Source organism: Bradyrhizobium sp. UFLA05-112, assembly GCF_053572325.1.
In genome coordinates, this window is record NZ_JBANBK010000054.1 from 13,838 (window position 1) to 27,915 (window position 14,078).

Annotated in this window: 19 protein-coding genes; 11 read left to right on the plus strand and 8 right to left on the minus strand. The window is 63.1% G+C overall.

The window, feature by feature from the left end:
• The first annotated feature begins 7 nt into the window (after positions 1 to 7).
• Positions 8 to 268, plus strand: coding sequence for a hypothetical protein (locus SO180_RS27380; protein WP_449381941.1), 261 nt, complete (start codon positions 8 to 10; stop codon positions 266 to 268).
• A 261-nt stretch (positions 269 to 529) separates the two neighbouring features.
• Positions 530 to 733, plus strand: a complete 204-nt coding sequence (locus tag SO180_RS27385; protein WP_449381942.1) for a DUF2735 domain-containing protein — start codon at positions 530 to 532, stop codon at positions 731 to 733.
• A gap of 115 nt (positions 734 to 848) precedes the next feature.
• Here the strand turns inward: SO180_RS27385 and SO180_RS27390 are convergent, their stop codons facing one another.
• Positions 849 to 1,160, minus strand: a complete 312-nt coding sequence (locus tag SO180_RS27390; RefSeq protein ID WP_449381943.1) for an MliC family protein — start codon at positions 1,158 to 1,160, stop codon at positions 849 to 851.
• Positions 1,161 to 1,242: 82 nt separating this feature from the next.
• On the opposite strand from SO180_RS27390, the gene SO180_RS27395 reads away from it, so the two are divergent.
• Positions 1,243 to 1,986, plus strand: coding sequence for a tyrosine-protein phosphatase (locus SO180_RS27395; protein ID WP_449381944.1), 744 nt, complete (start codon positions 1,243 to 1,245; stop codon positions 1,984 to 1,986).
• A 16-nt stretch (positions 1,987 to 2,002) separates the two neighbouring features.
• Here SO180_RS27395 and SO180_RS27400 read toward each other — a convergent pair whose 3' ends face one another.
• Positions 2,003 to 2,788 carry an SGNH/GDSL hydrolase family protein gene (locus SO180_RS27400; RefSeq protein ID WP_449381945.1) on the minus strand — a complete coding sequence of 262 codons (786 nt, stop codon included), beginning with the start codon at positions 2,786 to 2,788 and terminating at the stop codon, positions 2,003 to 2,005.
• 53 nt (positions 2,789 to 2,841) lie between these two features.
• Between SO180_RS27400 and SO180_RS27405 the strand changes: the two genes are divergently transcribed.
• The 3 genes from SO180_RS27405 (at position 2,842) to SO180_RS27415 (ending at position 4,771) form a co-directional block, all read left to right on the plus strand.
• The gene (locus SO180_RS27405) at positions 2,842 to 3,522 is read left to right on the plus strand and encodes an SDR family oxidoreductase (RefSeq protein WP_449381946.1); all 681 of its coding nucleotides are present in this window, start codon (positions 2,842 to 2,844) and stop codon (positions 3,520 to 3,522) included.
• 151 nt (positions 3,523 to 3,673) lie between these two features.
• Positions 3,674 to 4,360, plus strand: coding sequence for a DUF2161 domain-containing phosphodiesterase (locus SO180_RS27410; protein ID WP_449381947.1), 687 nt, complete (start codon positions 3,674 to 3,676; stop codon positions 4,358 to 4,360).
• 105 nt (positions 4,361 to 4,465) lie between these two features.
• On the plus strand, positions 4,466 to 4,771 hold the full coding sequence (locus tag SO180_RS27415; RefSeq protein ID WP_027523921.1) for a hypothetical protein: 306 nt from the start codon (positions 4,466 to 4,468) through the stop codon (positions 4,769 to 4,771).
• A 114-nt stretch (positions 4,772 to 4,885) separates the two neighbouring features.
• On the opposite strand, the gene SO180_RS27420 is transcribed toward SO180_RS27415, so the two are convergent.
• Together SO180_RS27420 and SO180_RS27425 are read right to left on the minus strand one after the other, a co-directional pair.
• Positions 4,886 to 5,497, minus strand: coding sequence for a GNAT family N-acetyltransferase (locus SO180_RS27420; RefSeq protein WP_449381948.1), 612 nt, complete (start codon positions 5,495 to 5,497; stop codon positions 4,886 to 4,888).
• 150 nt (positions 5,498 to 5,647) lie between these two features.
• On the minus strand, positions 5,648 to 6,049 hold the full coding sequence (locus SO180_RS27425) for a PaaI family thioesterase (protein WP_449381949.1): 402 nt from the start codon (positions 6,047 to 6,049) through the stop codon (positions 5,648 to 5,650).
• Between the two features lie 187 nt (positions 6,050 to 6,236).
• Between SO180_RS27425 and SO180_RS27430 the strand changes: the two genes are divergently transcribed.
• Positions 6,237 to 7,505, plus strand: coding sequence for a lipoprotein-releasing ABC transporter permease subunit (locus SO180_RS27430; protein WP_449381950.1), 1,269 nt, complete (start codon positions 6,237 to 6,239; stop codon positions 7,503 to 7,505).
• Between the two features lie 303 nt (positions 7,506 to 7,808).
• Here the strand turns inward: SO180_RS27430 and SO180_RS27435 are convergent, their stop codons facing one another.
• Positions 7,809 to 9,176 (minus strand): metal-dependent hydrolase family protein, encoded by a 1,368-nt coding sequence (locus SO180_RS27435; protein ID WP_449381951.1) that lies wholly within the window; start codon positions 9,174 to 9,176, stop codon positions 7,809 to 7,811.
• Positions 9,177 to 9,465: 289 nt separating this feature from the next.
• Here SO180_RS27435 and SO180_RS27440 point away from each other — a divergent pair, with 289 nt between their 5' ends.
• From SO180_RS27440 to SO180_RS27455, 4 genes are read left to right on the plus strand one after another with little or no spacing between them, the layout of a single operon-like run.
• Complete coding sequence (locus SO180_RS27440; RefSeq protein ID WP_449381952.1) at positions 9,466 to 9,789, plus strand: ArsR/SmtB family transcription factor; 324 nt, start codon at positions 9,466 to 9,468, stop codon at positions 9,787 to 9,789.
• Complete coding sequence (locus tag SO180_RS27445; protein WP_449381953.1) at positions 9,786 to 10,211, plus strand: SRPBCC family protein; 426 nt, start codon at positions 9,786 to 9,788, stop codon at positions 10,209 to 10,211. Before SO180_RS27440 ends, SO180_RS27445 begins: the two co-directional genes overlap by 4 nt.
• Before the next feature lie 27 nt (positions 10,212 to 10,238).
• The gene (locus tag SO180_RS27450) at positions 10,239 to 10,445 is read left to right on the plus strand and encodes a hypothetical protein (RefSeq protein WP_449381954.1); all 207 of its coding nucleotides are present in this window, start codon (positions 10,239 to 10,241) and stop codon (positions 10,443 to 10,445) included.
• A gap of 56 nt (positions 10,446 to 10,501) precedes the next feature.
• The gene (locus SO180_RS27455; RefSeq protein ID WP_449381955.1) at positions 10,502 to 10,915 is read left to right on the plus strand and encodes a DUF1801 domain-containing protein; all 414 of its coding nucleotides are present in this window, start codon (positions 10,502 to 10,504) and stop codon (positions 10,913 to 10,915) included.
• Positions 10,916 to 11,091: 176 nt separating this feature from the next.
• Here SO180_RS27455 and kynU read toward each other — a convergent pair whose 3' ends face one another.
• The 3 genes from kynU to SO180_RS27470 are packed head-to-tail and all read right to left on the minus strand — an operon-like array spanning position 11,092 to position 13,983.
• A complete protein-coding gene (gene kynU / locus SO180_RS27460; protein WP_449381956.1) occupies positions 11,092 to 12,300 on the minus strand; it encodes a kynureninase in 1,209 nt (402 codons plus the stop codon).
• Positions 12,301 to 12,307: 7 nt separating this feature from the next.
• Positions 12,308 to 13,147, minus strand: coding sequence for a tryptophan 2,3-dioxygenase (gene kynA, locus SO180_RS27465; RefSeq protein WP_449381957.1), 840 nt, complete (start codon positions 13,145 to 13,147; stop codon positions 12,308 to 12,310).
• A 26-nt stretch (positions 13,148 to 13,173) separates the two neighbouring features.
• Positions 13,174 to 13,983 carry an alpha/beta hydrolase gene (locus SO180_RS27470; protein WP_449381958.1) on the minus strand — a complete coding sequence of 270 codons (810 nt, stop codon included), beginning with the start codon at positions 13,981 to 13,983 and terminating at the stop codon, positions 13,174 to 13,176.
• Positions 13,984 to 14,078: the final 95 nt, after the last annotated feature.

The window sequence follows — 14,078 nt, forward strand, 5'->3', positions numbered from 1 at the left end:
TCTGTAGATGATGCGAAAGGTGGGGACCGGTGGCCCCCGCACGTTGTACCCGGCCACCATCGGCCGGCGCTTTACAAGCATTTCGCATGCCAAAACGCCGCAGTGCGGGAGGTTTTCCACCACCAGCCGTCAGACTGCGAACCTCGCCGGCTATTCACAGGCGCGTGCGGCAAAGCAGCGCACCTTTACGTTACCCCGCACCGCAAAGAACCTGCAAAAAGCGCCCGATTTCACGGCATGCGCCGCACTGCACCCGGCCGCCGGCTAAAGCAGCGTCAATTGCTCGCAATTTTCGGGAAGTCCTTTGCCACCTCCCCGCAACCTTCGAGATGGCCCAAGCGTTGGTCACCGGGAACCTGCCTTGCACGATGCAGACGCTCGACTGCCCATAAATTAGGCCAACAATGATATCGTTTTCAGCACTTTGCATTTCGACGCACAGGGCCAATATGGGGTGACCCAGTAACCATAAGCGAACGAGTCGGGCGCACCATGGAGGTCAAGCGCTCCGGCTGAAGGAGATACCGCAATGATGAACAATAACTTGGGCCAAGGGTCGGCCACGATCTACCAATTCCCTGTCGGGGGCCGCGCGGCTTTCGGCGGTCGCCGGAGTAGTGAGGCCAGGGTGCCGGCTGATCATGTCTCGCCGCCCGTCGTCGAGACGATCTGCAGTGGTAGCTGGTATCACCAGGAGGCGATCGAGGAAGCCAAGCCGAAATGGGATCGCTGATGCCCGCGTTGCCTTCGGTACCGCCTCGCGCTCGCAAGCGTCCGGCGGAATTTTGAAAAAGGGTCGAAACGAGATCGTTTCGGCCCTTTTTTGATTCTCGTTCTGATTCTTGCGCTCAGCTCAGTGCGCAGGCTGTGACGGGCCGCTTGAGATGCTTCACCGTGGTGACGGTCTTGCCGATCTTGAGCGTGATCCCGGCGCCGGAGTAACGCGCGCCCGACAGTGTCAGCCGCTTGGCGAGCGGAATGGCGCCGCCGTCGATCTGCACGAAGGCGCGCCTGTCGTCCGCGTAGAATGCCACGATGAACTGCGTACCGTCAGCGCAACGATAGCCCTGAAACGTCTGCGCCACCGCGCCCGTCGCGCTCAAGGTTCCACCTGCCACCACGACGGCGACAGCCAAAATAATGGCCTGGTGCCGGTCCATGTTCGCCCCCTGTAATAGAGTTCAAGTATATCGCGCGAGCCGCGCAGCCGATTCCGCCGGCAACATAGCCCAGGCTGATCTTATGTCAGACTCCCCTGCCCGCCACCTCGCCTTGCAAGGCGCCAGCAATTTTCGCGACCTCGGTGGCTACCCGACCACCGACGGCCGGCAGACGCGCTGGCGGCACCTCTTCCGCTCCAATCATCTTGCCCTCCTCACCGAGACCGATGTCGAGATCATCCGCGCCCTCGGCGTGCGGAGCGCCTTCGATTTCCGCGGCGTCGACGAGCGCGCGGACGCGCTGTGCGGCGTGCGCGAGATCACCACGCATTCGCTGCCGATCGAGCCGACGGTGGTGGCCGCACTCAAGGCGCGGATGGCCGAAGGCACGCTGACTGCACCGGCTGCGCTGGAGATCATGCGCGAGTCCTACCGCAATTATGTTCGCCACAACACGCACAGTTTTCGCGCGCTGTTCGGGCATCTCCTCGAAGACCGCGCTCCGCTCGTCATCCACTGCACGGCTGGCAAGGACCGCACCGGCTTCGCCTGCGCGCTGATCCTTCATGCGCTCGGCGTGCCTGACGATATCATCGCCGAAGACTATCTCCTGACGAACCAGTTCTATCGCCGCGATCCATCGGCAGCATCCGAACTGCCGCAGGACGTCCGCGACGCGATTGGCTCGGTAGAGGCCTCCTATCTCAACGCCGGCTTTGAAGCCGTGCGCGCAGACTATGGCGACCTCGAAACCTATTTGCGCAATGGACTCAAGCTCGGGGCCGCCGAGCGGACCGTTTTGAAGGAGCGCTATCTGCAAGCGTGAGCCACAGCGGCCCCTCTCAAGCCGTCAGGCCGGTCGCCTTGATGATGGCGTCCTTGAGAGCGAAAGAGATCTGCTGGGTGCTCCAGTCGCCCTGATGCAGCTTGTCAGGATCGCTCCTGTCTATCAATTGCTCGAACGACACGTTGTCCTGCACGTGCCAATGCCGCATGAGCGCCCATCGCTGAAACAGATTGACCTCGGCCTCATTGGCGGCATCGCGTATCAGCCGGACCATTTTGTCCGAGAGCTCGGCTCGATCATCCCAGAGCATCTTCGTCGTATACTGCGGATCAATCACCAGAACCTCGAAGCCGCGAGCGCGCAATTGCGCCAGGCCCTTCCTGATGTTCCCGGCAACGACGTCCACGTCGTATATGTCGTTGTGAAAGACCGCGTTCGTTCCAACCTGCCAGATGACCAGTGCCGGATCATCATGGAAAATATCGGCGTCGAAGCGTCCGAGTTCTTCGTTCGCCTCTTCTCCGCCCCGGCCCCGGTTGAGCACGTCAATCCGGATGTCCGGCCGGTGGACGACGTCCTTGAAATATTGTCGCAGATACATCTCGAGTCGATAAGGATACGGGACGACATCGCCTCGTCCGGCGGTCGAGGATGATCCCATGGCCACGATGCGCACCGGGCCTCTCCCGTCCAACGCCTGCCGAAGCCGCATCAGCGGGTATTTTAGATCGACGATCGCTGCGGGAAACTCGATGGTCGGCAAAACGTCAGACATGAAACGACCTCCTCCACGATCTAAAGTTGCATCTATAGCCCAGCCTTGAAGCTGCCGCCATTGCAAGTCCAATTCGCTCCGCGCAATAGTCGGCGCGCATTAAACCGACGGAGAGCATCGTGCAGGGAAAAGTCATTGTCGTGACCGGTGCGCTCGGGGCGCTGGGCCAGGTGGTGGCGGAGACGGCGCTGGCGCGCGGTGCGCGCGTCGCGGGCATCGATTACGCGCCTTCCCAGGCAGTCGCGACCGCACAGCTTATCGAGCTCGGCGGGGTCGATCTCTCGGACGAAGCGCAGGCGAAGACGGCGGTCTCGGCGGCGGCAAAACATTTCGGCCGGCTCGATGCACTGATCAACATCGCCGGCGGCTTTGCCTACGAGACCGTCGGCGACGGGGAGATCAAGACCTGGCAGCGCCTGTACGCGCTGAACGTGCTGACCGCGCTCAACACTTCGCGCGCTGCGCTCTCTCATCTCGCGGCCTCGAAGGCCGGCCGCATCGTCAATGTCGGTGCCATGGGCGCGCTCCAGGCCGGCTCCGGCATGGGCGCCTACGCAGCCTCGAAGGCCGGCGTGCACCGCCTCACCGAGGCGCTCGCCAACGAGTGGAAGGGCAAGGTCACGGTGAACGCCGTGTTGCCCTCGATCATCGACACCAAAGCCAACCGCACCAGCATGCCGGATGCTGATTTCTCGAAATGGGTGACTCCGCAAGAGCTCGCGGAGGTAATCCTGTTCCTCGCAAGCGATGCATCCAGCGCCGTCACAGGTGCGCTGATCCCGGTAAGCGGACGCGTTTAGTCCGACACCAGGAGCCGCCCTTGAAGTGGATGCTGTGCTTGCCGGCGGGCGCGATGCCTTCGCCATGGCCGGCGCTCCCGATCAAATGGCGCGAGAAGCGAGTCCGATCCGGGCTAGACTGACCGCAACTGATTCTCCGACGGAACAGCCTGTGGAAACCGCGCTTTATCTGCCCGTCAAACGCTTCCTCGAAGAGCTCGGCTTCGCCGTGAAGGGCGAGATCGGCGGCTGCGATCTCGTTGGCCTCAGCGCCGGCGATCCGCCTGTCGTGGTGATCGGCGAGCTCAAGCTCGCCTTCAATCTCGAGCTGATCTTGCAGGCTGTCGATCGCGCCCCGGCCGGCGACGAGATCTGGATCGCCGCAAAAATGTCCGCGCGCGGCAAGGGGCGCGAGAGCGATGCGCGCTATCGCAATCTCTGCCGCCGCCTCGGCTTCGGCATGCTTGGAGTCACCGAACGCGGCCAGGTCGAGGTGCTGGTGAAGCCGCCGACCGCGGCGCCGCGCCGTGAGCCGAAGAAGCGCTCGCGGCTCGTCGCCGAGCACCAGCGCCGCCAGGGCGATCCGGTCCTCGGCGGCAGCACGCGCGCACCCATCATGACTGCCTATCGCCAGCAGGCGTTGGCCTGTGCCTCAGCGCTCGCCGATGGCCCGCGGCCGGTGCGCGATCTGCGCGTGCGGTGTCCTGATGCCGGCAAGATTCTGCTGCACAACGTCTATGGCTGGTTCGCACGGGCCGAGCGGGGAATCTACGGATTGACCGAGGCCGGCCATGCAGCACTGAAGCGCTGGCCGCAGCCGAAGATCGCGCTCGACGCCAGTCAACCGTCACCGCCCTGACATCACACATCAATGCAAAGGGCGAATAACTGAGATGCCACACCAAATTCATATTGCAATGCAACATAGGCGGCACTAGGTATCCCGGATCGAAATGAGGCTACCATGAGCGCAGACTGGAATACCAAATACGGTACGCGGCGCGTCCGCCACGATCCGCCGACCTTGGACGAGGCGATTTTCGCCGCGATCGGCATCACGGACGATCAGGAGCAGCAGGCCGAGATCGCCGCGTCCTTGATGGGCATGCCGCTCGACGTCGTGCAGGCTGAAGTGAAGAAGCAGGCCCGTACCAACAGCCGTATCACCGCCACGCGCGTGATCGCCGGCGAACAGGGCGCGCAGCGCTCGGTGGTGGTCGAGCGCCGCGTCGTGCGCCGCTTTGGCAACGACAAGCGTACCGGCACCTGAAGCGCTCTGGACTCTGAAGATTCGAAAGCGGACCGGCCTCGCCGGTCCGCTTTTTTATTCTCTGCTTGTGCACGGCCTTTTCACAAAACCGCCGCACACCTTCGCGGATTGTGCTTAGGCGGCGCGATTGCCGTACATGCTGGAAAACAGCTTCCACCATGTGCTGTTGAAGCTCAGCAGCGCGCGGCCGGCCTTGAACGGCGCAGCAGCAAGATCCGCCAGCTCCGCCTCCGGCGTCTTGGTGAGATCGATAGTGCCGGTCGATTCGCCGTGCCGGAATGTCAGATGCGCGCCGAACTTCTTCGCTAGCGCCCGCATCGCGTGGTTCTCCGCGCCCGTCGTGATGCGCAAGCGCCCAAAACCCTTCCAGCGCGCTTCGGCGATCAGGCGTCGGAACAACACGGTGCCGACGCCCTGGCGGCGCGCCGAGGCTTCCACGCTGAACGCCACTTCGGGCAACGAATCGCCCTCCGGCGGATGCAGCTCGGCCGCTCCGCGGACCACGCCGTCGACGATGTAGGCGACGATCACGGTGCCATCGTCCGCACAGCGGGCGGCGTAACGCTCGATGAAGCTGTCGTCGAGAAAACCGTTGAAGCGGTCGTGCCGGCTCTCGGGATCGAGTCTCAGCAGATGATCCCGTAGGAGCGGCAATTCCTCTTGCTGGATCAGGGTCCGCACATAACCCTGCACGGACTCCGTGCGGATGGTTTCTTCAAGTGCCACGTCAAAACTCCTCTTGGTGTCCCTCGAGGAGGCGTTCGAATCCCTAGGCCTCCTATATTGTGCGACGCAACAAGGTTTGCAAGACGGGAACTCGCCCAAGTTAGAGACATGGCAATCGACCAATTCGTTAATGAAATCAGAGCCCCGTAATTATACGAGGACCATCTGGGTCTGGATCACCAGCGCCACCAGCTTGCCGTCCTCGGTCTCCAGCCGGGTCTGCCAGACCTGCGTCCGCCGCCCGCGGTGGATCGGGGTCGCCGTGGCGATCACTGTAGTTCCCTCCTTCGCGCCGCCGATGAAATTGGTCTTGCTCTCCAGCGTCGTCGTCCCCTTGGCGTCCGCCGGCAGGTTGATCACGGTCGCGGCGGCCCCGACGGAATCGGCAAAGGCCATGATGGCGCCGCCATGCGCGATATGGCCGAGCGTGCAGAGGTCGGGCCTGACCATCATCTTCGCCACCACGCGATCGGGTTCGGCCGCGACGAATTGCACCCCCATGAGCTCCGCGAACGGCATCCTCATCGCGTGAAGTCTTTCGAGCGGAGTCATCGGATATCCTCCCAGTATCTTGAATTCTCAACGTGAATAGTCCCGCGGCGCAAAGCAATGACGTCCGAGGTCATGGCCGCGATGATATCGATGCCTCTCCCACGCGCCCGCTTTTTGCCCGAGGATCCCAGGTCGCCAAACCGCCTGCAACCGGACAGAATGACAAATCTGATGAGCCCTGAGGATCATGACAGCGCCGCTCAAGACCGCTCCCTTTGCGCCATTCGAATGGATGCTGTCCGCGCGCTATCTGCGTGCGCGACGCAAGGAAGGCTTCGTCTCGGTCATCGCATGGTTTTCGTTTCTCGGCATCATGCTGGGCGTAGCGACGCTCATCATCGTGATGGCGGTCATGAACGGCTTCCGCAAAGAACTTCTGGACAAGATCCTTGGCCTTAACGGGCATGTTCTGGTTCAGCCGCTGGAATCACCTCTGACCGACTGGAACGATGTGACCGAACGCATCAACCAGTTGAAGGGGGTACGGCTGGCTGCGCCCGTCGTTGATGGGACGGCATTGGCATCATCCGCAAACGCCTCCGGCGTTCTGGTGCGCGGGATCCGCGCCGCCGATCTCAACAAGCTCGCTTCGGTCGCTGGCAACATCAAGCAGGGTTCGATCGAACATTTTGATGGCGATCAGGGCGTTGCCATCGGCCAGGGACTCGCCGATCAGCTTTCACTGCATGCCGGCGATGCCATCACGCTCGTCGCGCAGCACGGCGCGGTGACGCCAATGGGCGTCATGCCGCGCATCAAGAAATACAAGGTCACGGCTGTGTTCGAGATCGGCATGTCGGAGTACGACGCGAGCATGATTTTCATGCCGATCGCAGAGGCGCAGTCCTACTTCAACCGCAGCGGGGATGTCACGGCGATCGAGGTGTTCACGACCGACCCGGATCGCGTCGACACCTTTCGCAGGAGCGTGATGGAGGCTGCCGGCCGGCCGATCTTCCTGGTCGATTGGCGGCAGCGCAACTCGACCTTCTTCAGCGCGCTTCAGGTCCAGCGCAACGTGATGTTCCTGATCCTGAGCCTGATCGTCCTCGTGGCTGCCTTGAACATCGTGTCGGGCCTCGTCATGCTGGTCAAAGACAAGAGCAGCGACATTGCGATCCTGCGAACCATGGGTGCCTCGCGGGGCTCGGTCATGAGGATCTTCCTGATCACCGGCGCCTCGATTGGCGTGGCAGGTACGCTGATCGGCTTCGTGGTCGGGCTTCTGGCCTGCCTCAACATCGAATCGATCCGGCAGTTCATGTCCTGGCTGACCAGAACCGAACTGTTTCCGACCAAGCTGTACTTTCTTTCGAAGCTGCCTGCGGAGGTCGAGATCGGAGAAACCTCCGCGGTCTTGATCATGGCGCTGACGCTTTCGTTTCTCGCAACGCTCTACCCATCCTGGCGCGCCGCGCGGCTCGATCCCATCGAGGTGCTGCGGCACGGCGGCTAGTGCCCCTGGCCGGCAACGCAGTCATTACGCGGAGCCCCTGCGACGAAGCAATCCAGACTGCCACCACGGAGACAGCCTGGATTGCTTCGCTGCGCTCGCAATGACGGAGTGTGGGCGCGTGCGCGCACCATACTCTCGATGTCGTCGCCCGGCTTGACCGGGCGACCCAGTACGCCGCGGCTTCTCCATATCCCACGACGGCCACTGGAATACTGGATCACCCGCTTTCGCTTTTCGCGGGCGATGACGCAGAGATTGAGGCGCCATTTGCCTGTAACGACTGACGACAGAGTACCGATCCTCTTACCTCTTATCGCCCGCCAGCACATTCTTGTAGATTTTCCCGCCTTTCATGATGACGACGAAATTCTTCGCGGGGTCTGCGACCAGCTTGATGTTCTCGATCGGATTGCCGTCGACCAGCAGCAGGTCTGCCAAAGCGCCCTCCTCGACCACGCCCAGCTTGCCGGGATAGGGATTGCGTGGGCCGGACAGGCTCAACAGCTCGCCATTCGTCGAGGTCGCCATCGCCAGCGCTTCGGCGGGCGTGTACCAGCGGGCGAGATCGGCGAGCATCGCGCCCTGCCCTTCGGCTAGCGCCTTGGAGAACAGGACGTCGGTGCCGAAGGCGGTCTTGATCTTGTACTTCTTCGCCAGCGTATAGACCCTCTCCGTACCGGTTACCACCTGGCGCATCTTGTCCTGCTCCGAGGGCCCCAGCGCGGCGGCGCCGGCGAGATCGAGGAACGGCTGCGTGCTCAGCCAGATGCCCTTCTCGGCCATCAGGCGTGCCGAGGCCTCGTCCATGAGGTGGCCGTGCTCGATGCATCTGACGCCTGCCGCGATCGAGCGCTGGATCGCCACCGGCGTGTAGGCGTGTACGGCGACATAGGTGCCCCAGTTCTCGGCCGCTTCGACTGCGGCGCGCAACTCGGGCTCGGTAAAGGTCGAGACGTCGAGCGGACTGAACGGCGAGGCCACGCCGCCGCCCGCCGTGAGCTTGACCTGCGAGGCGCCCTGCATGAGCTGCTCGCGGGCGCGCACGCGAACTTCGTCCGGACTGTCGGCGACCATGCTGCCGCCGATCAGCTCCATGCGGCTCAGCATGCCGCCGATGGTGCGCGGCAGGTCGGACAATTGCCGGAAGTCGCCATGACCGCCGGTGATGGTGATCATCGCGCCGGAGGGATAGATGCGCGGACCTGCGACGAGATCCTCGTCGATGGCGCGCTTGAGCCCGAAGCTCGGCCCGCCCATGTCGCGCACGGTCGTAAAGCCGCGCATGAGCGTAGCTGTGGCTTCCGCGGCCGCCTGCAAATTCAGATAGCCGACGTCGCCCGCAATCGCAGCCGCCGGCGTCGGGCGCACCAGCATCGCGTGCCAATGCGCGTCGATCAGGCCCGGCATCAGCACGCGATTGCCGCCATCGATCGCCTGCGCGTCCGCGGTGAGCGGCGCGGCCGAGATCTTCTCGATCTTGCCATTGCGGATGAGCACATTGGACGACGCGGAGAGCGCGCCATTCTTGCCGTCGAAGATGCGGACGTTCTGGAACAAGATCGCGGGCCCTTGCTGGGCCCGTGCAAGCGATGAAGCAACAAGGCTCACGCCAATTGCGACGAGCCAAACAAAGACAATGAAGATGCCACCAGGCTTGCGCACGTCAGACATTTCCGCCCTCCTGCCGGCACGTCTGCTCGTCCCTCGGCAGCGATGCCTTGGGCCTAACTCAGCGCCGGCGTGCAGAGCGAGTCAACTTACAACCCATGCGGAAACGTGCAGGCCAGCCATCCGGCCCGAGCGGAGGTGCGACCGGAGCTGTCGCGTCTGGCTTCAATTGATTCAAAAAAGGACCTGTCCCTTCGCGGCGCGTGAGCGACGTCGGGCGCGTCCCACACTTGACAAATTCATAACCAACCAGTTATACGTCGATCCATAACCAACGAGTTATAACTCTGACATGACCACCACCTACGATGTGCTGTTCCGAACCCTTGCCGATCCGACCCGGCGGGCTATCTTCGAACGGCTGTGCCGTCATGGCGAGCAGACCGTTGGCGCCTTGACCGCGCGGGCCGGTGTGTCGCAACCGGCGGTGTCGAAGCATCTGATGGCATTGAAACAGGCCGGCCTCGTGCGCGACCGCCACGAGGGCCGCCAGACCCATTACAGCGCGCAGCTTCGCGCGCTCGCCCCGCTGATCGATTGGACCAGCAAGATGACCGGCTTCTGGCAAAGCCGGTTCGACGACCTCGAAGATCTCCTGAAGAGGATGGACCAATGAGCAAGACCGAGACCCGTTCCGTCGTCGTCGAGCGCGAGTTCGCACATCCGCCCGAGAAGCTCTGGCGCGCGCTGACGCAGCCGCATCTGATCTCGGAGTGGCTGATGAAGAACGATTTTGTGCCGGCGGTGGGCCATCGTTTTCACCTCACCGGCGAGTGGGGCGGCGTGCTCGACTGCGAGGTCCTCACAATCGAGCCGAACAAGACGCTCGCCTACACCTGGAATTTTGCGCATCAGGACGCAGCCTACAATCTGGAGAGCGTGGTGACCTTCACTCTCACTCCGATGCGCGGCGGAACTCTGCTCCGCGTCGAGCAGGTGGGATTCCGTCCGGACCAGAAGCAGGCCTATGGCGGCGCACATGCCGGATGGAAGCGGTTTTTGGAAAAGCTCGAGCAGGTTCTGCCGCAAGCAGACTGACGCCGCGTTGTAGGACAGGAGGTCTCATTGAACTGGAACATGTGGATTCGGCAGGTTCACCGCTGGCTGTCGCTTGGCTTCACGGTGGCTGTCCTCATCAATGTCCTCGCCATGGGACTGGAGAAGCAGGCGATCTGGATCGGCCTCCTGGCACTGTTCCCGCTCATCCTGCTTCTGCTCTCCGGCCTCTATCTGTTCGCCCTGCCCTATGCCACCAAATGGCGCAGCGGCTGATGGCGATCTCTTGCCTGGCGTAGAACGGGACCAGATTTCGGAGCACAGGAACTCAAATGACTCCATCGGAAAAGATCGACCAACTGATCGCCGGGATCACCGACTGGCGCGGCAAGACGTTTGCGGGCCTGCGCCAGACCATCCTCGATGCCGACAGCGAGATCATCGAGGAATGGAAATGGATGGGCAGCCCTGTGTGGGAGCGTGACGGCATCATCGCGGTCGCCAATGCCCACAAGGGCAAGGTGAAGCTGACCTTCATGTACGGAGCACGTCTCGCCGATCCCGAAAAACTCTTCAACGCCGGCCTCGAAGGCAATGAGCGCCGCGCGATCGACTTCCTGGAGGGTGACAAGATCAACACGCGGGCGCTGAAGCAGCTCGTGCGCGCAGCGATCGAATACAATCAGGGCAAGGCGAAGAAGAAAGCGCCGGCGGCAGCGCGCGCCAAGCCGCGCAAGGCCGGTTGAAGCATTACCGCCGTCATGCCCCGCCACCGGGTCTCGTCTTCGGCGAGCCCGATGACAGGCTCCGGCGGGGCATCCAGTACGCTGCGTCTTCTCCGCATCCCGTCACCGCCTCTGGAATACTGGATCGCCCGCTTTCGCGGGCAATGACGGTTGAGCTTGGGAAGATAGCCTACCTCTCACGTCACCGCATTCACGACCTGATATTCCGGTCGCCTCCATACTTCGCCAACGATCACCTCCTCGATGATCTCGGCTGCCCTCATCATCTCGTCCTCCCCGATATACAGCGGCGTGAGGCCGAAGCGCATGATGTCCGGGGCGCGGAAGTCGCCGATGACACCGCGGGCGATCAACGCCTGCATCGCGGCATAGCCACCGTCGAAGGCGAAGGAGACCTGCGAGCCGCGCATCTCGTGCGCGCGCGGCGTGACCAGCCTGAGTTGCGGGCAGCGGCGCTCGACCTCCGCGATCAGGAGATCGCCGAGCGCCAGCGAGCGGGCTCGGACTTCCCCAAGATCGACGCGGTCCCAGATGTCGAGCGAAGCCTCCAGCGCGGCCATCGCGAGCACCGGCGGCGTGCCGACGCGCATGCGTTCCACGCCGCCCGCGGGCGCATAGCCGAGATCAAAGGCAAACGGCTTTGCGTGGCCCATCCAGCCCGAGAGCGCGGCACGTGCCTGATCGGCGTGGCGCGGCGCGACATAGAGGAAAGCCGGCGCGCCAGGGCCCCCGTTGAGATATTTGTAGGTGCACCCCGCAGCGAAGTCGGCAGCCGTAGCCGCGAGATCGACCGGCAGCGCGCCGGCCGAATGCGCGAGGTCCCAGACGGTCACGATTTCAAGCGCATGCGCTTTTGCAGTGAGCTTCGCCATGTCATGGCGGCGACCGGTGCGGTAGTCGACCTCGGTGAGGTAGAGCACCGCAATCTCCTCGGACAGCGCAGCCTCGACCGCCTCCGGCGCCACGAGGCGCAACTGGTGCCCTCGCCCAAGCGTCGCGATCAGGCCTTCGGCCATGTAGAGATCGGTCGGGAAATTGCCGGTGTCGGAGAGCACGATCTTGCGCTCAGGGTTCATGTCGAGCGCAGCGGCGAGCGCCTGGTAGGCCTTGAGCGAGAGCGTATCGCCCATCATCACCGAGCCCGCCTCCGCGCCGATCAGCCGAGCGATGCGATTACCCACATTGCGCGGCTGCACATACCAGCCCGCCGTATTCCAGGCGCGAATGAGCTCATTGCCCCATTCCCGGCGGATCACGCGGTCGACCTTTTCGGCAACGCCGAGCGGCAGCGCGCCGAGCGAATTGCCGTCGAGATAGATCACGCCCTCGGGCAGATGAAAGAGCGCCCTGGTGTCGTCATAGACGCGAAGTCGGGTCTTGGTCATGGCTTGCTCAAAGAATGGTACGCACGCGCCAGAGTTCGGGAAACAGCTCGACCTCCAGCATGCGCTTGAGATAACTGACGCCACCGGTGCCGCCGGTGCCGCGCTTGAACCCGATGACACGCTCGACGGTCGTTACGTGATTAAAGCGCCAGCGGCGGAAATAATCCTCGAAGTCGACGAGTTTTTCGGCGAGCTCGTAGAGCATCCAATGCGTCTCCGGCGCCTCGTAGACCCGCCGCCACGCCTCCAGCACGCCCTCGTTGAGGCTGTGCGTCTCGCGGACGTCACGCGCCAGGACGGCAGGCGGCATCGCGAGCCCCTTGCGATCGGCGAGGCGCAGCACCTCGTCGTAGAGGCTCGGCGTCGCCAGCTCCCCCTCCAAAAGCCGCGTGACCTCGGCGTCATGCGCATGGGGCTTGAGCATCGCGTGATTGCGGTTGCCGAGGAGATATTCGATCAGGCGGTACTGGCTCGACTGGAAGCCCGAGGATTGCCCTAGCCTGGAGCGGAAGTGCGTGTACTCGCTCGGCGTCATCGTGCGCAGCACATCCCAGGCGTTGTTGAGCTGCTCGAAGATGCGCGAGACACGCGCCAGCATCTTCATTGCCGGCGAGACCTCGTCACGCGCGATGGCGCGTCGCGCGGCGCTGAGCTCATGAATGGCAAGACGCATCCAGAGCTCGGAGGTCTGGTGCTGAATGATGAAGAGCATCTCGTCATGCGCATCCGAGAGGGGATGCTGCGCGCCGAGAATCGCATCGAGCTGAAGATAGTCGCCGTAGGACATGCGCCGGGCGAAATCGGTCTCGGCGCCTTCGGCGGTGGGATCGTAGTCGTTGCTGGTCATGACATCCGCTCTCCGATCGATCTCCATCACTCCAGGCCAACCAGGCTCGCAGTGATTTTTGACGAGGGGTCTTTGAGCCCGTCGACGACGGTGAAATGGTTGTAGCTGGGCTCGATCACGAGACGCGTCGGCACGTCAAAACCGGTCCAAACGTTGGCCATCAGTTCGGCCTGACGGATGAATTCGGGACGCTCTGCGCCCCCGGCCCATGCGGTGAGCGGCGCGTGCCCGCGCGGCATATGCAGCGCTGCGCTTTCGAGCGTTGCCTCCTCGATCGACATGCCAAGCGTGAGGTTCATTTTGGTCTTCAGCAGCGGACGCAGATCGTGCAGCCCGCTGATCGACAGCGTCGCTGCGATGCGGTTATAGACCGCGGGCTCGAGTCGGCTATCGTCGCATAGCATGCGGGTGACGAGATGGCCGCCCGCCGAATGCCCGGCGAGCCGGATCGGTCCGGACACGAGCGCGGCCGCGGTGGCGATGGCAGCCGTAATCTCGGCTGTGATGTCGGAGATCCGCGCGGCCGGCGTCAGCGTGTAGCTCGGCAGCGCCACGGCCCAGCCGTGGTGTCGCGCGCCTTCGGCAAGATCGGTCCATGATGATTTGTCGAACCGCATCCAGTAGCCGCCATGGACGAAGACGACGAGGCCTTTTGTGTCGCCACCCGGCAGGATCAGGTCGAGGCGCTGGCGTTCGCCGGAGCCATAGGCGATGTCGGGGCGAAATGCCTTCAGTTCCGCGCGATACGCCGCGGCGCGCTCGGCCCACAGCGCGGGCAGCTTGTCGGACCCCGGCACGTGGGCCGAGTTGGCATAAGCATCATCCCAATCGCGCATTGTTACTCCCAGAGGATTCGCCGGCGACAGGTTGCCAGTGTGCCACCGGCAGGGCGCCGGTCCTAGTCTTTACTTTAAGCTTAAAGCAATTGGTT